The 19,431-nt window shown below is 70.9% G+C and carries 17 protein-coding genes; 10 read left to right on the top strand and 7 right to left on the bottom strand.

Annotated features, from left to right (window positions below; all coding sequences use genetic code 11):
• The first annotated feature begins 201 nt into the window (after positions 1-201).
• Positions 202-2,217, top strand: coding sequence for a sensor histidine kinase (locus AC5L38_RS08565; RefSeq protein WP_495242210.1), 2,016 nt, complete (start codon positions 202-204; stop codon positions 2,215-2,217).
• On the top strand, positions 2,214-2,597 hold the full coding sequence (locus AC5L38_RS08570) for a DUF742 domain-containing protein (protein WP_495242211.1): 384 nt from the start codon (positions 2,214-2,216) through the stop codon (positions 2,595-2,597). Before AC5L38_RS08565 ends, AC5L38_RS08570 begins: the two co-directional genes overlap by 4 nt.
• A 38-nt stretch (positions 2,598-2,635) precedes the next feature.
• Here AC5L38_RS08570 and AC5L38_RS08575 read toward each other — a convergent pair whose 3' ends face one another.
• From AC5L38_RS08575 to AC5L38_RS08585, 3 genes are all read right to left on the bottom strand, one after another.
• Positions 2,636-3,127 (bottom strand): GNAT family N-acetyltransferase, encoded by a 492-nt coding sequence (locus AC5L38_RS08575; protein WP_495242212.1) that lies wholly within the window; start codon positions 3,125-3,127, stop codon positions 2,636-2,638.
• A 155-nt stretch (positions 3,128-3,282) separates the two neighbouring features.
• Positions 3,283-3,957, bottom strand: a complete 675-nt coding sequence (locus AC5L38_RS08580) for an NUDIX domain-containing protein (RefSeq protein WP_495242213.1) — start codon at positions 3,955-3,957, stop codon at positions 3,283-3,285.
• A gap of 196 nt (positions 3,958-4,153) precedes the next feature.
• Positions 4,154-4,606: an STAS domain-containing protein gene (locus AC5L38_RS08585; RefSeq protein WP_495242214.1), complete on the bottom strand. Its 453-nt coding sequence runs from the start codon at positions 4,604-4,606 to the stop codon at positions 4,154-4,156.
• A 194-nt stretch (positions 4,607-4,800) separates the two neighbouring features.
• On the opposite strand from AC5L38_RS08585, the gene AC5L38_RS08590 reads away from it, so the two are divergent.
• Positions 4,801-5,118: a hypothetical protein gene (locus tag AC5L38_RS08590; protein ID WP_495242215.1), complete on the top strand. Its 318-nt coding sequence runs from the start codon at positions 4,801-4,803 to the stop codon at positions 5,116-5,118.
• A 301-nt stretch (positions 5,119-5,419) separates the two neighbouring features.
• On the opposite strand, the gene AC5L38_RS08595 is transcribed toward AC5L38_RS08590, so the two are convergent.
• Both AC5L38_RS08595 and AC5L38_RS08600 read right to left on the bottom strand, forming a co-directional pair.
• Complete coding sequence (locus AC5L38_RS08595; RefSeq protein WP_495242216.1) at positions 5,420-6,358, bottom strand: hypothetical protein; 939 nt, start codon at positions 6,356-6,358, stop codon at positions 5,420-5,422.
• Between the two features lie 262 nt (positions 6,359-6,620).
• Positions 6,621-7,928 (bottom strand): alpha/beta hydrolase family protein, encoded by a 1,308-nt coding sequence (locus tag AC5L38_RS08600; RefSeq protein WP_495242217.1) that lies wholly within the window; start codon positions 7,926-7,928, stop codon positions 6,621-6,623.
• A 366-nt stretch (positions 7,929-8,294) separates the two neighbouring features.
• On the opposite strand from AC5L38_RS08600, the gene AC5L38_RS08605 reads away from it, so the two are divergent.
• Complete coding sequence (locus AC5L38_RS08605; RefSeq protein WP_495242218.1) at positions 8,295-8,873, top strand: ArsR/SmtB family transcription factor; 579 nt, start codon at positions 8,295-8,297, stop codon at positions 8,871-8,873.
• 312 nt (positions 8,874-9,185) lie between these two features.
• Entirely contained in the window at positions 9,186-11,744 is a 2,559-nt protein-coding gene (locus tag AC5L38_RS08610) for a pectate lyase-like domain-containing protein (RefSeq protein ID WP_495242219.1), read from the top strand.
• A 270-nt stretch (positions 11,745-12,014) separates the two neighbouring features.
• On the opposite strand, the gene AC5L38_RS08615 is transcribed toward AC5L38_RS08610, so the two are convergent.
• A complete protein-coding gene (locus tag AC5L38_RS08615) occupies positions 12,015-12,599 on the bottom strand; it encodes a TetR/AcrR family transcriptional regulator (RefSeq protein WP_495242220.1) in 585 nt (194 codons plus the stop codon).
• Positions 12,600-12,774: 175 nt separating this feature from the next.
• On the opposite strand from AC5L38_RS08615, the gene AC5L38_RS08620 reads away from it, so the two are divergent.
• Complete coding sequence (locus AC5L38_RS08620) at positions 12,775-13,728, top strand: SDR family NAD(P)-dependent oxidoreductase (RefSeq protein WP_495242221.1); 954 nt, start codon at positions 12,775-12,777, stop codon at positions 13,726-13,728.
• Between the two features lie 524 nt (positions 13,729-14,252).
• Entirely contained in the window at positions 14,253-15,638 is a 1,386-nt protein-coding gene (locus AC5L38_RS08625) for an MFS transporter (RefSeq protein WP_495242222.1), read from the top strand.
• 238 nt (positions 15,639-15,876) lie between these two features.
• Here AC5L38_RS08625 and AC5L38_RS08630 read toward each other — a convergent pair whose 3' ends face one another.
• Positions 15,877-16,677: an alpha/beta fold hydrolase gene (locus AC5L38_RS08630; protein WP_495242223.1), complete on the bottom strand. Its 801-nt coding sequence runs from the start codon at positions 16,675-16,677 to the stop codon at positions 15,877-15,879.
• Positions 16,678-16,802: 125 nt separating this feature from the next.
• On the opposite strand from AC5L38_RS08630, the gene AC5L38_RS08635 reads away from it, so the two are divergent.
• The 3 genes from AC5L38_RS08635 (at position 16,803) to AC5L38_RS08645 (ending at position 19,311) form a co-directional block, all read left to right on the top strand.
• Positions 16,803-17,396: a TetR/AcrR family transcriptional regulator gene (locus AC5L38_RS08635; protein ID WP_495242224.1), complete on the top strand. Its 594-nt coding sequence runs from the start codon at positions 16,803-16,805 to the stop codon at positions 17,394-17,396.
• Positions 17,397-17,518: 122 nt separating this feature from the next.
• Positions 17,519-18,658 carry a sensor histidine kinase gene (locus AC5L38_RS08640; RefSeq protein ID WP_495242225.1) on the top strand — a complete coding sequence of 380 codons (1,140 nt, stop codon included), beginning with the start codon at positions 17,519-17,521 and terminating at the stop codon, positions 18,656-18,658.
• On the top strand, positions 18,655-19,311 hold the full coding sequence (locus tag AC5L38_RS08645) for a response regulator (protein WP_495242226.1): 657 nt from the start codon (positions 18,655-18,657) through the stop codon (positions 19,309-19,311). The genes AC5L38_RS08640 and AC5L38_RS08645 overlap by 4 nt, the downstream gene beginning before the upstream one ends.
• Positions 19,312-19,431 lie beyond the last annotated feature (120 nt).

Below are 19,431 nucleotides of genomic sequence, written 5' to 3' on the forward strand. Positions count from 1 at the left end.
CGGCGGTTCCGAACCAACAGATCGCGATAAATCATCTCAATGTGACTCACGTGCATGCCTGGTCCCAAGTGACCCACATTGCTATGTTTGACCATTGTTAACCACGCATCTCAAGGTGTGCGAGGTATTATGGCCGCCCGAAAATACTCAATCAGGGTAAAGATTTTTACCTTACTCCTGGTACCCATTATATCCCTTGTAGTGATTTGGGTATTTGCGGCCAGCATCACGGTCCAGGATGGGCAGCAGCTGCTCAAGATACGCGGTGGTTACGAGTACGTGGTGGTGCCCGCCAGGAAGGTGACCACCGCGCTCCAGCACGAGCGGCTGCTCTCCCTGTCCGTCCTGGGGGACGTCGGCGTCTCGCGCACGGAGCTGGACGCCCAGCGACTGCGGACGAACGCCGCCCGGATCGAGCTGGACCGGCTGACCACCGCGGTACGCCCCGACATCGACCCCGCCACCTGGGGACGCCTGAGCCGGCTGCTCGCCTCGCTGGACCGGCTCACCGAGATGCGCAGCGGGGTCGACACCCGTACCGAGACCCGGTTGCGGACCCTCGACGCCTACAGCGGGATCATCTCGGCCGCCTTCGAGGCCTACGAGAAGATCCGGATCGCCGCCGACGTCGAGCTGAGCGACCAGACGCGGGCCATCGTCATGATCGGGCGGAGCCGCGAGATGCTCAGCCAGCAGGCCGCGCTGATATCCGGAGCCGTCGTCGAGGGGGCGATGACCCCCGCGGAACGCGAGAGGTTCGGCCAGCTGGTCACCGGCCGCAGGCTCCTCTACTCCATGGGCTTCGACCAGCTCGACTCCGAGTTCCAGTCCCTTTACACCCCCCTGCGCGACTCCTCCGACTACTCCTCCTTCGAGAGGATCGAGGACGCCATCACCGCCTCGGCCGTGCCCGAGCCGTCCTGGGCCGGGATCGCCGCGCGCGTCTCCGACGACTTCGACAAGCGCGCCGGGTACGCCGGCAGGCGCATCGGCGAGCGGTCCACGCCCCTCGCCAGGGACATCATGGTCCGGATCGGCATCGCCGGAGGGCTCGGCCTGGTCGCGGTCGGGCTGTCCGTCTTCGTCTCGGTACGGTTCGGCCGGAGGCTCGGCGGCGAGCTCGTCGGCCTCCAGCAGGCGGCCCTCGACCTCGCCGACAAGCGGCTGCCGGACGTGGTCCGGCGGCTCCGCCGGGGCGAGGACGTCTGCTCAGAGGCCCCCGAGATCAAGGTCGGCGACACCGCCGAGGTCGCCGGGGTCGCCGAGGCGTTCTCCTCCGTGCAGCGGACCGCGGTCGAGGCCGCCGTCGGCCAGGCCGAGATGCGCAAGAGCGTCAACAAGGTCTTCGTGAACCTGGCCAGGCGCAGCCAGTCCCTGCTGTACCGCCAGCTGGCCATGCTGGAGGCCATGCAGCGGCGGGCCAGCGACCCGGCGACCCTTGAGGACCTCTTCGGCCTGGACCACCTGACCACCCGGATGCGCCGCCACTCCGAGGGCCTGATCATCCTGTCCGGCGCCGCCCCCGGCAGGGGGTGGCGGAACCCGGTCACGATCTACGACGTGGTCCGCGCCGCCGTCGAGGAGGTCGAGGACTACCCGCGCGTGACGATCGGCGTCCCGCACGGCCCGTCCGTGATCGGCGCGGTCGCCACCGACGTGATCCACCTCGTCGCCGAGCTGGTCGAGAACGCCGCCGTGTTCTCTCCCCCGCACACCGCCGTACGCGTCCACGGCGACATGGTCGCCAAGGGCTACGCCATCGAGGTCGAGGACAGGGGGCTCGGCATCTCCGCCGAGGAGACGGCGCGGCTCAACGCGCTGCTGGCCGACCCGCCGGAGTTCGACCTGGCCGACAGCGACCGGCTCGGCCTGTTCGTCGTCGCGCAGCTCGCCGTCCGGCACGGCATCCGCGTCTCCCTGCGGCCCTCCCCCTTCGGCGGCACCACGGCGATCGTGATGCTCCCGAGCGAGCTGGTGGTCGAACCCGTCGATCCCCGCTTCACCTACTCGGTCGAGGTCGAACGGTCGCCCCAGGCCGACGGCCTGCCGAAGCGGGTGCGCCAGACCGTACCCGCGGAGCGGACCGCCGCCGGGATCCCGATCACGGACGCCCGGGAGACCCGCGAGGGCGGGACGGGCGAGGGGGCCGTCCCGAGCGGCGCGTTCGGGACGCCCCGCGACGGATGGCGGAGCGCCGGGCGGGAGGGCGGACCGTGACGGCGGAGCGCTCACCCGGCCAGGAGGCCGGTCCGGCACCCGGCCAGGAGGCCGGTCCGGTCATCCGCCCCTACACGATGACCCGCGGCCGGACCAGGCACGCCGGGGCCCATTTCGACCTGATGGCCGTGGTGGTGGCGGTCAGGGCACCCCACCGGGAGCTGCAGCCCGAGCACCTGTCGATCCTGTACGCCTGCCGCGTGCCGATCCCGGTCGTCGAGCTGGCCGCGCGGACCACCCTGTCCGTCGGGGTGCTCCGGGTCCTCCTCGGCGACCTGCGCGACGGCGACCTGATCACCGTACGGCCGCCCACGCCGCCGTCCGCGGCTCCCCGCGAGCGCCTGCTCCGCGACCTGCTCGCCGGGCTCGAAACCCTCTGACCCCGCCCCGCCGCCGGTGACCGAAGCACCCGCGCCGTTCAGTCGGTGGCCAGGCGGGCGTGCCGCTCCACGTCGTAGCGGACGCCCTCGTAGCTCAGCTTGGACCGCTCGATCCCCTCCGACAGGAATCCGGCCCTGGTGGCCACCGCGCAGGAGGCCTCGTTGGTGACCCGGTGTGCCAGCTCCAGGCGGAACAGCCCGCGCTCCCTGAACGCCCACTCGGCCATCATCCTGGTGGCGGCCACCGCGACACCCCGCCCCCGGGCGCGAGGGAGCGTCCAGTAGGAGACCCAGCCGGTGCCGTGCGCGTCGATGTTGCTCACCGCGACGTTCCCCACGACCTCGCCGTTGGACACCACGGCGAACGCCCGCGCGTCGTCGCGGAACCCCCAGACCCCCATCCACTCCAGCGCCGCCTGCGCGGTGTCGACGGGCCGGGCCGCCTGCTCCGCCATGTCCGGGGAGCTGAACGCGTCGAGCACCACCGACATGTCGTCGGGCCGCCATCCGCGCAACTCCACTTCCGTCATCCGTGCAGGGTAATGCCCGCCGACCGGCCCGTGAAGCGCGCCGGCGGCCGAATCCGGTACGGGAGAGACAGATGGTACGAGAGCGGTTTCACCGGCGCCGGGACGGTCCTCCTGACGACTGTCCGGCCCTGACCGTCCCGGCTCCGGGCCGCTCCTCACCTGCCCCGGTCGGAGAACGGACCGGACAGCGCCGCCCACTGCAGCAGCATGATGGTCTTCGCGTCGGCGATCTCACCCGAGACGATCATGCCCAGGGCCTTCGCGAAGGGCAGCTCCACCACCTCGATGTCCTCGCCGTCGTCGGCCAGCCCCCCGCCGTCGGAGGTCCGCCGGTCCGCGCTGTACGGGGCGGCGAAGAAGTGGACGCGCTCGGTCACCGAGCCGGGGCTCATGTAGACGTCGAAGACGTGCTCCACCTCCCCGATGTCGTAGCCGGTCTCCTCCGCGGCCTCCCTGCGGATCGCGGTCTCCGGGTCGTCGTCGTCGAGCAGGCCCGCCGCCGTCTCCAGCAGGAGCCCGTCGGGGTGGCCGTTCACGTAGACCGGGTAGCGGAACTGCCTGGTCAGCAGCACGGTCGCCCGCTCGGCGTCGTAGAGCAGCACCGTCGCGCCGTTGCCCCGGTCGTAGGTCTCCCGCTGCTCGGTGCTCCAGACGCCGTCCCTGCGCCGGTAGTCGAACGTCGTTTTGCGCAGCACGTACCAGCTGGACGAGAGCAGCCGCACCTCCCGCACCCGCACCCGGGGGTTGCCGGCCAGGTCCAGCCCCACCCTGTCCAGTCCCGTACGACCCCGCCCGTCCGGGACATCCGCCCCGGGTACCTCACCCGACACCGGTTCCCCGCCCTCCTGTTGACACCGCACCGCCGACCGGTCCGGCCCGTCCGGCAGGACCACCGCCCAGGAGGGGGTGGGCCACCGAAGGACAAGTCTGCACCAACGGGTGAGAAGGCCCGCAAATCATCCCCGTAAGGGGCGTGGAGCGGGAGGTGTGCGGACGCGACGACGGGGTGAGGGGAGACTTCTCCCCTCACCCCGTACCGAACGGAGGCCTCGCGTCCGGAGCGGACGGGGCGGGCGGGGCAGCAGACGGGGCGGGCGAGGGCACGGCCGGAGGTCTCGCGTCCGGGACGGGCGAGGACAGGGCCCGCAGTGACGCGGGGACGTCGGGGTCGAGGGAGAACGCGCCCGCGAGGCCGGTGATCGTCAGGATTCGCCCCAGGACCCCGTGGACACCGGCCAGCCGCAGGCAACCCCCCGCCGCCCTCGTGCGCCGCTGGAATTCGAGCATGATCCACAGACCGGTGGAATCGCAGAATCTCAGACCGGCGACATCGAGGACCAGACGGCACACCCCGCCGTCCAGCTGCGTGACCATGGCGTCGCGGAGCCGAGGGCTGGACAGCTTGTCCAGCTCACCGGCGAGCGCGATCACCGAGACGTCCTCGTGTCCGCGGACCGAGAGATCAAGCCGCGTCGTCATCCTCCACAATCCTTACGCCGGTTGCACCGAGGCTATTTTAAAGATCTTGGTGAGAAGAGCCTCTCCGGCCAACCGCAACACGCCCGTAAGCGAATCGCGCCCTGGACATGGTCCGCGGCTCCCACGTCGGGAAATCGTCCACATCGGATCGTAGGTCTCAGATAGATCTAGGACCTGCGGGGCACTCAGCAGCTATGAGCGACGATTCGGAGAGCCGCGACTTCATCGGGAAGGGGTTCGGCGACGAACTCTCGGGACGGCCGAAGACAATGGGAGAGATAGCCGTGAATCTGGCGGTCAGCGAATCACTCGCCAATCACGGCCACCACGCGCTGGTCAACGCCCACGAGGCGGCGGCGAGCAGCCACCAGCTCATGGCCGAGGCGGGTGTCGGCGACGTGGACGAGCACCTGGATCTGGCGCGGTGGCATCGCTGGTGCGCCATCGTCGAGGATCAACTGGCCGACGAGGCGGATCAACGAACCCCCGCCAGACGGAACAAGGAAGGCTGAACCCGGCGGGTGCCCCGGGAACACCCGGGGGCGGGGACAGCGCGTACCCACGTCTCCACATACCGGTGGGGGACGCGGTCACGGTGAGGGTGACCGCGCCTCCCACCGGTATGGGAACGATCGCGGAAGCGTTCCCGGGAAGCGTCCGGGGAGCGTCTCGGGGGAGGTCCGGGGAACGTCCGCGGGAGCGTTCGCGGGAGGACGCGGCGGGGCGGAGTGCCGTGCGGCCACCGGCACCGGACACCCCCGCCCCCGTCCCCGTCCCCGAGCCGCCGGACACCGTCGTCCCGGCCACGCGTCGTTACGGTTGGGCGGTGTTCCGGTTCACTTCCCGCAGCACCCCGCCGTGGAGGGAGCAGGCCCCCTGGATCCCGCCCGACAGGCTCACCCTGCCGTCCTTGCACATGACCAGGTAACCCGTCCCGTTGCGGAAGTTCTCGATGCACTGGAAGACCAGGCAGGCGTCGTTCGCGGGCGGGTACACCCTGACCCCCGTGGAGCAGAACGTGAACCCGTGGGGGTTGGGGGGCGCTTCGCAGAGCGGGCCGGTCACCGTCACGGAGGGCGTGACGGAGGGGGTCGGCGTGGGGGTGGGTGTCGGCGTGGGGGTGACGAGGACCGTCGCGGTGGCGGTGACGGTCGCCGTCGCGGTGGCCGTCACGGTCGCGGTCACCGTGGTGGTCACGGTCTCGGTGATCGTGACCGTGGTGGTCACGGCCGGGGCGGTGGGCCGCACGGTGACGGTCACCCGGGGCGCGGGGGTCGTCCGCGCCGGCTGCGGCGTCTTCACGGAAACAGAGGATTTGCCGCTTTTCTTATAGGTGCCGGTACCGAGATATGTTTCGTGCCAGGCCGTCCGTCCGGCATTCACCGACAGGGCGGTCGTCACCGTCCGGCACTTCTTCTTCACGCAGACACGTTGTTTCACGGAGAAGCGTCTGGTGCCGCCGTACCCGCTCGTCACCTGCACCCTGAGGTAGGACTTGCCCCCGACCTTCGTCACGGAGGTCTTGACCACCCGCTTGTCCGTCTTCGTGGGAGCGGTGTTCATCCACCTGTCCACCAGGGCGGAAGCACCGATCACCCCCCTCTCCGCCTCCAGGAAGCTCCTGATCACCTGCCTGTCCGGACTCGTGCTGGGAGCGGCGGCGGAGCTCACGGCCGAGGCGGAGAAGGTGTCCCGGACGTCGATGGCACCCAGCCAGCCGATGACGGCGATCAGGGTGCCAACGGCCACCACGGACAATACGAAAACTCTCATACCACCACAAATGTCCTGTATGCCAGAATTAGTCTAGATAAATAATTTATCAGCACTTATATCACTTCCCTCCGTTGATTTCAGCCGAACGGAACGTCCCGATGACACGCGCTTTCATCACGGGAAGGCGCCGGGCCGGACACCCGGGACCGGCGCCTTCCGTCGGCGGGCCTTCCGCCGACGGGTCCTCTGTCGACGGGTCTTGCGTCGGCGGGTCTTCTGTCAGGGAGCGGGCCTTCCGTCAAGGAAGCAGCAACCCCCAGTAGAGGGCCCACGGGACGAACGCCGCTCCACCGGCGAGCAGGAGGCCGAGCCGCACGCCCTCCCCTCGCGGCACCGAGGCTCGGGCGCGGCGCCAGGCCAGCGCGGTGAGGACCGCCGCGACCACGGAGACCACCGCGAGGGCCTGCAGCGCCAGCCAGAGCACCGGGCGCCCCGCCACCACGGGCCCCGGAGCGGCCAGCTTGCCGCCGGTCATCACCAGGTAGAACAGGTAGGAGAACGATCCGAGCACCGCCGCGAGCCCCGAGGCGCTGAGCAGCCGCGCGGGCCCGGTCGGCGAGGGGCGCGACCGGCCACTCAGGCGCCGTACGAGGGCGACCACCGGGTAGGCGGTGAAGGCGACCAGGATCAGCAGCAGAACCGCCAGCTGGACCGGCGCCGACTCCCACGGGGCGGGAGGATCCACCGGCACGGTCCGCGAGGCCTGCACGGGAGCGGGCCCGGACGTTCCCGACGCCGGCGGCCTGCCCGCCGTGACGTCGCCGACCCAGGAGCCGACCAGCTCCGCGTAGCCCGGGGCGAGTTCGGGCGACCGGGTGACGCCGCCGTCGGGACTCCGGTGGGCGGCATGATCCGCCCCGGCGAAGAAGCGGACCGTGTAGTGCCTGTTGCCTCCCTTCTCCAGCGCCCTGGCGAAGAGCGGCGGGCTCTCCTCGGGCGGGGTCAGCAGGTCGTGCGTACCCCAGATGCCGAGCACGGGCCGGCGCACCTTGGCGATCGTCGGTCCGGGGTCGTAGTACGGCTCGGGGAACATGCCGCCGTCGGCGATCGTCCGGTAGAGGTTGAACTCGGCCCGGTCGATCAGCGATCCCGACACCCCCGCCTTGCGCAGCCCGGCCGCCACGGCCCAGGTCTGCTGCCGCAGCGGTGACAGCCCGTTGGCGCCGACGAGCACGACGAAGGCGATGTCGCTCGACCGCGCCGCCGCGATGGGGACCACCCAGCCGCCCTCGCTGAGCCCCCACACGCCGACCTTCGCCGGGTCGACGCCCGGCTGGGAGCGGAGGACGGCCAGGGCGCCGAGCGCGTCGTCGGCGAGCAGCGAGTAGGAGCGCTCGAAGAGCGAGTAGTCCTTCGAACGCTTGTCGTAGATCAACACGGACATTCCCTGGCGGGCGAACGCGACGGCCTCGGCCATCAGCTTCTCGCGGGGCGTGCCGGTGCCCGCGCCGTGCACCAGGACCATGCCGGGACGCGCGGCCCCGGCGCCGGTGGGCGAGACGACCGTGCCGTGCATGGCGAGGCCCCTGCCACCGCGGAAACTCACATCCGCCGCCACGAGGTCGGGTGGGACACCCGGGGGCGCGGCGCTCACCGGGACCCCGGCCGCCGGAGCCATGGCCTCCGAAACCACAGCCGTCGAAACCACAGCCGTCGAAGTCACAGCCTCCGGAGTCACAGCCGAGAGGGCCGCGACCGGAGGGGGCGAGGTCGTGGAGGTGAGGGGAGCCGCGGAAGCGGCGGCGGCCGGAACCGTGAGCAGGCAGAGAGCGGTGGTGGCGGCCACCGCCCGGAGTCCCAGGGCGGCGAAGGGGATCGGGGGGATTCTTCTCATATGCCGAAACTACTCTGCAGAGAGTTCTCGGCAAAGCCTTGTCTGCAGATATCGTTCTGCAGGACTAGGCTGCTCCTCATGAAGGATGACGAGACGAAGGATGACGAGCCGTTCCTGCTCGACGACCCCGGGAAGCTCAAGGCCCTCGCCCACCCCATGCGGCGGCTCATGCTGCGCCATCTCAACGTCCACGGCCCCGCGACCTCCACCACGCTCGGCGAGCTGCTCGGCGCGAAGACCGGCACGACCAGCTACCACCTGCGCCAGCTGGAGAAGTACGGCTTCATCGAGGAGGTCCCGGAGCGCTCGACCGGCAGGGAGCGCTGGTGGCGCAAGGCGCAGGGCCCGCGCGACCTGCGGCTTCCCCTGCCCGAGCAGCTCGCCCCCGAGGACCGGCCCGCCCTCGCCGAGTTCCACCGGATCGGCATGGAAGAGGACCTCGAGCTGATCGACCGATTCCCCGAGGCCTACCTGCGCGACCCCGAGTGGGCCACCGGCTCGCGCGGCCTGGGCCGGATGACCAAGGACGAGTTCAAGGAGTTCTTCGAGGCCTACATCGCGTTGCTGATGAGATACAGCCCCCTGCCCGAGGACGCGTCCCCCGGCGCGCGCCCCATGCACATCCGGCTCTTCGCCATGCCCGCCGACGAGAACTGACGCCGGCAGGGCATCCGCCCGGCCCGACCGCCCTCCTTCTCACCCTCACGGCGTTCGCGCCACCCTCCCGCCCCCGCGCGCACGTCGAGCCGACGCCCGCGGGTGAGCCGGCACGCCTCGCGGGGAGCCCCCGACCAGGGGGTTACCGAGGCCTCTCCCAAAACGGCCATCCATGACTTTTGACCCATTGACGTCATGTTTCCGACAAGTTAAATTAAGTGTAGAAATAAGGCGTTGATTTACCGTTCCCCGTAAGTCGCCCTTCACCTGCAGTTAGACCTTCCACCCCCCGGATCCGCAGTGGAGACATGCATGAGAGGTCTGTTCCGTCCTGCCGCCTTATGGACTGCCACGGCAGTCGCGGCAGCTCTGCTCGCAGTACCGTCGACCCCCGCCTTCGCCGACACGTTGTTGTCGCAGGGCAAGCCCGCGACGGCCTCATCGTCCGAGAACGCCGGAACCCCCGCGAGCGCCGCCTTCGACGGCAACGCCGCCACCCGCTGGTCCAGCGCCAACACCGACGCCCAGTGGCTCCAGGTGGACCTCGGCACCTCGACCAGCGTCAACAAGGTCGTGCTGAACTGGGAGGCCGCGTACGGCAGCGGATACAAGGTTCAGATCTCCGCGAACGGCACCACGTGGACGGACCTGAAGACCGTGACCGGCGGTGACGGCGGGATCGACACCTGGGACGTCACCGGCACCGGCCGGTACGTCCGGATGCAGGGCGTCACGCGGGCCACCGGCTACGGCTACTCCCTCTGGGAGTTCCAGGTCTTCGGTCCCGACGGCGGCTCCAACCCCGGCGGGGCGTGCGGAACCACCAACGCCGCACTGAACAAGACCTACAGCGCCTCGTCGATCCAGGGCGCCGGCCTTCCCGCGAGCGCCGCCTTCGACGGCAACAACGGGACCCGCTGGGCCAGCCTGGCCAGCGACCCGCAGTGGGTCCAGGTCGACCTCGGCTCGGCGCAGACCCTCTGCAAGATCGACCTGAGGTGGGAGGCCGCGTACGCGAGCGCCTTCAAGCTCCAGGGATCGACCAACGGCACGACCTGGACCGACCTGAAGACCGTCACCGGCGCCACCGGCGGTGTCCAGTCGCATGACGTGACCGGCTCCGCCAGGTACGTCCGGATGCTGGGCAGCGCGCGGGGCACCGGCTACGGCTACTCACTGTGGGAGTTCGCGGTGTACACCACCTCGGGCGGCGACCCCGAGATCCCCGGCGGCGGCCCGCTGGGCCCGAACGTCCACGTCTTCGACCCGTCGATGTCCAGCGCCACCATCCAGAGCCAGCTGGACGCGGTCTTCACCCAGCAGGAGTCGGCCCAGTTCGGCACCGGGCGCCACGCCTTCCTGTTCAAGCCGGGCACCTACAACGTGAACGCCAAGGTCGGCTTCTACACCTCGATCATCGGCCTGGGGCAGAACCCCGACGACGTGACCCTCAACGGCGTGACCGTGGACGCGGGCTGGTTCAACGGCAACGCGACCCAGAACTTCTGGCGCTCGACGGAGAACCTGTCGGTGCAGCCTCCCGGCGGCACCAACCAGTGGGCCGTCTCCCAGGCCGCGCCGTTCCGCCGCATGCACATCAAGGGCGCGCTGAACCTGGCCCCCACCGGCTACGGCTGGGCGAGCGGCGGCTACATCGCCGACAGCAAGATCGACGGCGCCGTCGGCCCGTACTCGCAGCAGCAGTGGTACACCCGTGACAGCTTCGTCGGCGGCTGGGTCAACGGCGTGTGGAACATGGTCTTCTCCGGGGTGCAGGGCGCTCCCGCGACCAACTTCCTCGACCAGTCCTACACCACGCTGGAGAACACCCCGATCAGCCGCGAGAAGCCGTACCTCTACGTGGACGGCGGCGGCGCCTACCGGGTGTTCGTCCCGTCCCTGCGGACCAACGCGCGCGGCGTGAGCTGGGCCAACGGTTCCACCCCCGGCAGCTCGCTCCCGCTCAGCCAGTTCTTCGTCGCCAAGCCCGGCGACTCGGCCGCGACCATCAACGCCGCGCTCAACCAGGGTCTGCACCTGCTGCTCACCCCCGGCATCTACAACCTCAGCCAGCCGATCAACGTGACCCGCGCCAACACCGTGGTCCTGGGGCTCGGTCTCGCGACGATCATCCCGGGCGGCGGCTCCACCGCGGTCAAGGTGGCCGACGTGGACGGCGTGAAGCTCGCCGGCTTCCTGGTCGACGCGGGCCCGCAGAAGTCCGACGTGCTCATCGAGGTCGGCCCGCAGGGGTCGAGCGCGGACCACGCCGCCAACCCGACCACCCTGCAGGACGTCTTCGTCCGCATCGGCGGCGCCTTCGCCGGCAACGCCACCACCAGCGTGGTCGTCAACAGCGACGACGTGATCATCGACCACACCTGGCTGTGGCGCGGCGACCACGGCGAGGGCATCGGCTGGAACGTCAACACCGCCGAGACCGGCCTCATCGTCAACGGCGACGACGTCCTGGCCACGGGCCTGTTCGTCGAGCACTACCGCAAGTACGACGTCGAGTGGTACGGCGAGCGCGGCCGGACGATCTTCTTCCAGAACGAGAAGGCGTACGACCCGCCGAACCAGGCGGCCTACATGAACGGCACCAGCAAGGGGTGGGCGGCCTACAAGGTCGGCCCCGCGGTCAACAACCACGAGGGCTGGGGTCTCGGCAGCTACGTCTACTTCAACGTCGACCCGACGATCGAGGTGGAGAGCGCGTTCGAGACTCCGGTGAAGCCGGGCGTGAAGTTCCACAGCCTGCTCACCGTCTCCCTCGGCGGAAACGGCCGGATCAACCACGTGATCAACGGTGTGGGCGGCCCCGCCTTCGGCACCGCGACGATCCCGTCCAAGCTCGTCTCCTACCCCTGAGGTCCTGAGCCCGCCTGATCAGCGGTGGTCATAGCGCTCTCCCCGCTGATCAGGCGTTTCACCCCACGCCGTGGGTCTCCGTCATCGCGGAGGCCCACGGCTACACCTTTCCCGGCCCCGCACCGGCTCGCCGGTCTCCGCACCGGCCCTCCGATCCCCGCACCGACCCTCCGGCTCCCGCGTCGATCGAGAACGGCCGTCCCCGCACCGGCTCGCCGGGAGGGCGCCGGTCGGCCCGATCCGGGGCCGGCGGCGGTGCGGGGTTCCGCGTCAGGGTGCGGCGGTGGCGCGGTAGCGCAGGCCGTCCATCAGCAGGTCGAGCAGGCGGCGGGCCTGGTCGCGCTGCTCCGGCTCCCCCGCGGCGAGGGACACCCCGCCCATGCTCACGAGCACGTCGACCGGCTCGACGTCCGACCTCACGGTCCCGGCGGCGGCACCCGCCCCGAGCAGCGTCGTGATCGCCTCGATCAGCCGGCCCCGGCTCTGCTCGTACGGGTTCCCGCCGGACGCGATGACCACGCGCAACGCGTCGGCCATGCCGCGCTTGGTCGTCATGTAGTCGACGAAGTGGTCCATCCAGGTGCGCGTCGCCTCGTCCGCCGGCAGGGTCTCCAGCAGGTCGGGCACGACGTCGCACAACTTGTTCAGCTCGCTGCGGTACGCCTCCTCGATGAGCGCCTCGCGCGTGGGGAAGTGGCGGTAGAGCGTGCCGATGCCGACGCCCGCGGCCTTCGCGATCGCGTCGAGCGTCACGTCCGGCCCGTCGTGGGAGAACGCGCGCACGGCGACCTCCAGCAGCCGTTCGCGGTTGCGCCGCGCGTCGGCGCGCAACGGTCGGGGGCCGGTGGCCGACACTGTCTCTCCTCGTCAGTCCCTGCGGACATGCTGGCCGGCGCGCTGGACGCCGGGGCGACTTGCTAAGCGGAGGAATCTCCACTTACAGTGGTTCGTAGTGGAGGGTCCTCCGTTTTCGTATCGTACCGGCCGGGCCCCCGTTCGTACAGCCGAGCACATCGCCGACAGGACAGGCATGACCATGACTGAGAGCAGCCGCATCACCACACCGTTCACCGCCGCGTCCACCGCCGCCGAGGTCGTGGACGGCATCGACCTCACCGGCCGCCGCGTCGTGGTGACCGGCGGAGCGTCCGGCATCGGCATCGAGACCGCGCGGGCGCTCGCCGGAGCGGGCGCGGAGGTGACGCTGGCGGTACGCGACCTCGACGCCGGGGAGCGCACCGCGAACGACATCGTCGCGACCACCGGCAACAAGCAGATCCTCGTCGCCCCGCTGGATCTCGCCGACCAGGCCTCCGTGGCGGCGTTCACGGCCGCCTGGGACGGCCCGCTGCACATCCTCGTCAACAACGCCGGTGTCATGGCGTCGCCCGAGGCGCACACGCCGGAGGGCTGGGAGCTGCAGTTCGCCACCAACCACCTCGGCCACTTCGCGCTCGCCACCGGGCTGCACCGGGCGCTCGCGGCGGCCGGCGGCGCCCGCGTCGTGTCGGTCAGTTCGAGCGCGCACCTGCGCTCGCCGATCGTCTTCGAGGACATCCACTTCCGGGAGCGCGCCTACGAGCCGTGGTCCGCGTACGGGCAGTCGAAGACGGCCAACGTGCTGTTCGCGGTCGAGGCGACCAAGCGCTGGGAGAGCGACGGCATCACCGTCAACGCGCTCATGCCCGGCGGCATCCGTACCAACCTGCAGCGGCACGTCTCCCAGGAGGACCTCGACCGCGCGGTCGCGGCGGCCGGTGGCGCGAGCAACATCACGTGGAAGACGCCCGAGCAGGGTGCCGCCACGTCCGTGCTGGTCGCGACGTCGCCGCTGCTCGAAGGCGTCGGCGGGCGCTACTTCGAGGACTGCAACGAGGCGGGCCCGAACCAGCCCGGCTCCCGCCTCGGGGTCGCCGCGTACGCCCTCGACCCCGAGGCGGCCGCCCGTCTCTGGCAGGTGTCCGTCGAGACGCTCACCCCGTGACCGTCGCCGTCTCGCCTCGCGGGTGACGACCGTCATCGCCTCCCGCGACACCCCCCGGGGCGTTCCGCGCACGACCCACCCCGTTCACGTGTCCACTCCGCGAAAAAGCCCGTCCCACAAAAAACCCGTCCCGCGAACGCCCCTTTCCGCGAACGCCCCTTTCAGCGAACGGCCTGCCTCGCGGACGGCCCGCCTCGTGAACGGTTCCGGCCCACTGGCCGATGACAGCCAGGATCCCAAGGCGTTCACCGGGGAATCACGGACATCGACCACCTGACCTGCGAGAACATGAGCATCGATCGCGCCCGTTGGCCGCGTTCGGCCGATGGTCCCGCCTTGACCGGCACGGTCATATCCGTATATCAATGACAACTGGCCCCCTTTCCCGTAGCGACGAAATACGAAAGAGGGCCGTTAAAACACCCTTATCGTTTTTGACATGATGTTTTATTGGACCGTCGTCGTGCACGCGTTGTAATTTCGCCACAACGCCTATATCCGAGCCTCACGTCCCGGAGTGAACAATGCACACGACCGACCGTTCATCACCCGCGCGCCCCAGGAGCGGGCTCGCCGTCGTCGCGATCTGCTTCTTCACCATCGTCTTCGACGGCTACGACCTGATCGTCTACGGGTCGGTGGTTCCCAGCCTGCTCGGCAACCAGGAGTGGGGTCTCACTCCGGCGCAGGCGGGGGCGATCGGCAGCTACGCCCTGATCGGGATGCTGGTCGGCGCGGTCGTCGCGGGCATGATCACTGATGTCGTCGGGCGGCGCAAGATCATCCTCGTCAGCATCGCGTGGTTCTCCGTGGCCATGGTGCTGTGCGCCACGGCGCCGTCCCCCGAGCTGCTCGGCCTGTTCCGCTTCGTCGCGGGTCTCGGCCTCGGGGGCGTCGTGCCGACGACGATCGCGCTGACCGTCGAGTACGCCCCGAGGAACCGGCGCAACCTCTACAACGCGCTCATGTTCTGCGGGTACCCGGTGGGCGGCTGCCTGACCGCGCTGGTGGCCATGGCGCTTCTCGCCGAGCACGGCTGGCGCGCGATGTTCCTGGTCGGGGCCGCGCCCATCGTGCTGATCCTGCCTCTCGCGATCTGGCTGCTTCCCGAGTCGGCGAGCTACCTGCTGGCGCGGGGGCGCCGGGCCGAGGCCGAGGCCGTGGCCGCCCGCTACGGGCTGGACCTCGCCGGCGGTCGCGACGAGCCCGCCGGGCCGCGCGGCGGGAAGGGTTTCACGCTGCCCTTCCGGCGGGGCTACCTCGCCGCCACCCTCCTTTTCGGAGCGGCCAGCTTCTGCGGCCTGCTGCTGGTCTACGGCCTCAACACCTGGCTGCCGCAGATCATGCGCCAGGCCGGCTACCCCCTCGGGCCCGCGCTGCAGTTCCTGCTCGTCCTGAACATCGGGGCGATCGCCGGCACCATCGTGATGTCGGTCCTCGCCGACAGGATCGGCGCCAAGGCCATCACGGTCTGCGCCTTCCTCGCCGCCACCGCGTCCATCTACCTGATGAGCCTCGACCTCGGCACCGGCCTGCTGATGCTCTGCGTCGCCGTCGCGGGGCTGGGCAGCGTGGGAACCCAGATCCTGGTCAACGGATACGTGGCGATCTTCTACCCGGCCTCCGGCAGGGGCTCCGCCCTCGGGTGGACGCTCGGCGTGGGCAGGGCCGGCGCGATCGCCGGCCCCCTCCTGGGCGGCTGGCTGCTGGGATCGGGGCTCGGGTTCGAGTGGAACTTCTACGGGTTCGTCCTGCCCGCCCTGCTGGGCGCGCTGTTCATCGCCGCGGTCCCGAGCGTCGCCCGCCGCCGCCGGGTGCCGGCCGTCGAGGAGACACCGGTGGAGAGCGACGCGCTCGGCACCATCCCGCCGCAGAGACGGGCGCGGGCCCACCACGACGTCATGCGGTGACGTCCCAGGCGTCCACCCGCCGTCAACCGCCGGCCTCGGGGCCCGCCGGAGAGCGCGGGCGTCGCCATGAGCCTCGGCGTGCCACGACGCCCCGCCTTCCCCTGCTTTCCCCGGCTCGGATCCCGGGTGGGAACGGCTCCCCGAAACCACGTTCGGGCCCGGCCGGCCGGGGTGGCGCCGGGCGGCGGGTCCTCGGCGAAGCCCGGCCCGGCCCCGCCACCGGGGCGGCCCTCGGCGGTCAGTCCTGTCGCGGGCCGGCCGGCGAGGTGAGGAACTCGCGGACGACGCCGACGAATCCGGTGGGGTCTCCGGCGTAGACGAAGTGGTCGGCGTCCAGTTCGGCGAGGCGGGTGCCGGGACGCCGCTCGACCATGGCCCGGGCCTGGTCGGCGGGGATGACGCCCTGGGTGCCCCGGACCAGCAGGGCGGGACAGGTGGTCGCCAGCCAGTCGTCCCAGTGGTCGCCGTGAACCAGGTCCTCGGAGTCGACCATGTCCTGGGGATGGAAGGGCAGCCGCCAGGTGCCGTCGGCGTTCTCGCGCAACGTGCCGGCGAAGAAGGGGGCCATCGGGCCGAGCCCTTCGACGAGCTCCTGACGCGTGGGGGCCTGGTCGCGCAGGGCGAGGACGAAGGCCAGCGGGTTGGGGCCGTGCGGGTCGAGCGAGACCGGCCCCTCCGCGTTGACGAGGGCCTCGACCCGGCCGGGGTGGCGGGCGGCGAACTGGTAGGCGTTGATGGCGCCCAGCGAGTGACCCAGGATCGTGACCCGGTCCAGGCCGAGGTGGTCCAGCAGGGCGAGGATGTCGTCGAGGTAGCCCCGGCGGGAGTAGTCGGCCGCCCGGTCGGAGTCTCCGTGGCCGCGCTGGTCGGGAGCGACGACCCGCCGGCCGGGGGCCAGCCCGGCCGCCACGTCGGCGAAACTCGCGCCCTCGGACAGGTGACCGTGCAGGGCGAGCAGGGGACGGCCCGTGCCGCCGAAGTCGAGGTAGGACAGGCGGCGGCCGTCGATGTGCAGCTCGGCGCGGACGGGACTGGTCACGGCGGGTCTCCGGGGGTCGTCGTTCGATGTCGGCGACCGTAGCGCGGATTTGGGCATTTGCGCAAGGCATTTGCCTTAGGCGTATGCCTGATTCGTCCGTCCCAGGCGTGGATACCATGCCTGGCATGGGAAATCGCGAGGATCTGCTGGCCGGGGCCCGGCGCTGCCTGGAGGAGAAGGGGTGGGCGCGCACCACCATCCGTGACATCACGGCCGCCGCGGGCGGGGTCAGCATGGCCGCCATCGGCTACCACTTCGGCTCGCGCGAGGCACTGCTGAACGCGGCCCTCATCGAGGCCATCGACGAGTGGGGCACCGAGACCGGCCGTACCCTGTCCGGCTACGCCGAGCCGGGCGCGACCCCGGCCGAACAGTACGAGGCCATGTGGACGAGGATCATCGAGTCCTTCGTCGCGCACCGGCCGCTGTGGATCGCCAGCTTCGAGGCGCTCCTGCAGGCCGAGCACTACCCGGAACTTCGGCTGCACCTGGCGCGCGGTCAGGCCGAGGGCCGTCGCGGGCTGACGGCGATCCTGACGGGCGTCCGGGAGGACGCGGTCGACGACGACGTGGCGCGCACCCTGGGCGCGGTGCAGCTGGCCCTGATGGGCGGTGTCATGACGCAGTGGCTGCTCGACCCCGAACAGGCCCCGTCCGCGGCCCAGGTGGTGGCCGGTCTGAGAGCCGTCGTGGGCGGCCTCGATCCCGCCGCGGGGTGACGGGCCGCCGAACGGCCGCACTGCCGAACAACCACACCGCCGCACCGCCGGTGAATGTACCTCTCGTACTTGTCGTACTTTGGGCCGATCCAGAGTGATAGGGGCTCTCGTACCATGATGAGGTGCTCCCCCTTGTTCGCTCCGTGTGGGACGAGCCCCGCCCCCCCGACCCGCCGCGGCGGGTGTGGCGGGACTGGGCGCTCGTAGGAGTGCTCGTCCCGATCGCGGTGCTCGAAGGGGTGCTGCGGCCGGACCTCCCGTGGCGGGCCCTCGCGGTGGCGATCACCGTCGGGCTGATCCCCACGCTGCTGTGGCGTCGGAGCAGACCGCTGCTGGTGGTCGTGATCGTCTTCGGCACCACGAGCCTGGCCCCGCTGCTGACGGGCGGCGAGCCCGTGGAGACGCACACGATGGGCTACCTGCTGCTCGTGGTGTACTCGCTGGTCCGGTGGGGGTCCGGGCGCGAGGCGGTGATCGGGTCGGTGATCATGCTCGTCGCGGTCCATCTCTCGATCGTCTTCGACCGCCTCGCCTCCGCCGACGTGGTCGCCGCGTTCGCCGTCATGTTCTCCGCCGCCGCCCTGGGCGGGGCGCTCCGGTACCGGGCGAGGGCGAGGATGCGTGAGCTCGACCAGGTCAAGATGCTCGAACGCGAGCAGCTCGCCCGCGACCTGCACGACATCGTCGCCCATCACGTCTCGGCGATGGCGATCCGCGCCCAGGCCGGCATCGCCACCTCGGCGTCGCGACCGAACGCCGCGACCGAAGCGCTCCACGTGATCGAGGCCGAGGCGTCGCGCGCCCTCGCCGAGATGCGCGCCATGGTCCGCGTCCTGCGCCGGGACCAGGCCGCCGACCTGGCTCCCGGCCGGCGCGTCACCGACCTCCGGCAGCTCGCGAGCCTGAACGCCTCCGGCCCGTCCGTCGACGTGGAGATCTCGGGTGACCTCGACGGCCTCCCCCCGTCGGTCGAGGCCGCGATCTACCGCCTCGCCCAGGAGTCGGTCACCAACGCCCGGCGGCACGCCCGGCACGCCACCCGCGTCGAGGTCCGCGTCACCGCCGACGACACGTCGGTGCGCCTGCGCGTGAGCGACGACGGCGACACCGCTTCCGTACGCCCGCCCGCGCCGCCGGGGTACGGGCTCATCGGCATGATCGAACGCGCCGAGCTGCTCGGCGGCACCTGCGAGGCCGGGCCGGACCCCGACCGGGGCTGGACCGTCACCGCCGTGCTGCCCCGGAGCGGGGTGGAGGCATGAGCATCCGGGTGCTCGTCGCCGACGACCAGGAGATCGTCCGCACCGGGCTCGTGATGATCCTCGACGCCCAGCCGGACATCGAGGTCGTCGGCGAGGCCGCCGACGGGCGGCGAGCCGTCGAGCTCGCGCGGCGCCTGCGCCCCGACGTGTGCCTGTTCGACATCCGCATGCCCGGCATCGACGGCATCCACGCCACCCGCCTCCTCGCCGGACCGGCCGTCGACGACCCCCTCGCCGTCGTCGTCATCACCACGTTCGACCTCGACGAGTACGTCTACGCCGCGCTGCGGGCCGGCGCCCGGGGCTTCCTGCTCAAGGACGCGGGCACCGTCCTGCTCACCCAGGCCGTCCACGCCGCCGCCGGCGGTGACGCGCTCATCGCCCCGAGCGTCACCGCGCGCCTGCTCGGCGCCTTCGCCGCCGCCGGGCCCACCTCACCGCCGGCGCACCCCATCGAGGCACTCACCCACCGGGAGGAGGAGATCCTCGTCGCCGTGGCGCGGGGGCGGACCAACAACGAGATCGCCGACGAGTTCCACATCTCCCTCAGCACCGTCAAGTCCCACATCGCGAGCCTGATGGCCAAGCTCGGCGCCCGCAACCGCGTCGAGATCGCCATGTGGGCCTACGAGACCAGGCGCCTCGGGAGCTGACCCGGGCGCGCCGGTGGTTTCTCGTCCCGTTCCCATGGGTCACGCCCCGATCGTGACGGCTCGGGCGGTGGCCGTCCCCCGGCGCAACGGCCGCTCCGGACCGGCCGATCGTCCGTCGAT

This window comes from Streptosporangium nanhuense (genome assembly GCF_059358815.1).

What these genes read in the sequence shown, in the direction of transcription:
- AC5L38_RS08590 (WP_495242215.1), top strand. Translation starts at nt 4,801, where the DNA reads ATGAGCGACGATTCGGAGAGCCGCGACTTCATCGGGAAGGGGTTCGGC.
- AC5L38_RS08625 (WP_495242222.1), top strand. Translation starts at nt 14,253, where the DNA reads ATGCACACGACCGACCGTTCATCACCCGCGCGCCCCAGGAGCGGGCTC.
- AC5L38_RS08620 (WP_495242221.1), top strand. Translation starts at nt 12,775, where the DNA reads ATGACCATGACTGAGAGCAGCCGCATCACCACACCGTTCACCGCCGCG.
- AC5L38_RS08610 (WP_495242219.1), top strand. Translation starts at nt 9,186, where the DNA reads ATGAGAGGTCTGTTCCGTCCTGCCGCCTTATGGACTGCCACGGCAGTC.
- AC5L38_RS08575 (WP_495242212.1), bottom strand. Translation starts at nt 3,127, where the DNA reads ATGACGGAAGTGGAGTTGCGCGGATGGCGGCCCGACGACATGTCGGTG.
- AC5L38_RS08605 (WP_495242218.1), top strand. Translation starts at nt 8,295, where the DNA reads ATGAAGGATGACGAGACGAAGGATGACGAGCCGTTCCTGCTCGACGAC.
- AC5L38_RS08585 (WP_495242214.1), bottom strand. Translation starts at nt 4,606, where the DNA reads ATGACGACGCGGCTTGATCTCTCGGTCCGCGGACACGAGGACGTCTCG.
- AC5L38_RS08645 (WP_495242226.1), top strand. Translation starts at nt 18,655, where the DNA reads ATGAGCATCCGGGTGCTCGTCGCCGACGACCAGGAGATCGTCCGCACC.
- AC5L38_RS08635 (WP_495242224.1), top strand. Translation starts at nt 16,803, where the DNA reads ATGGGAAATCGCGAGGATCTGCTGGCCGGGGCCCGGCGCTGCCTGGAG.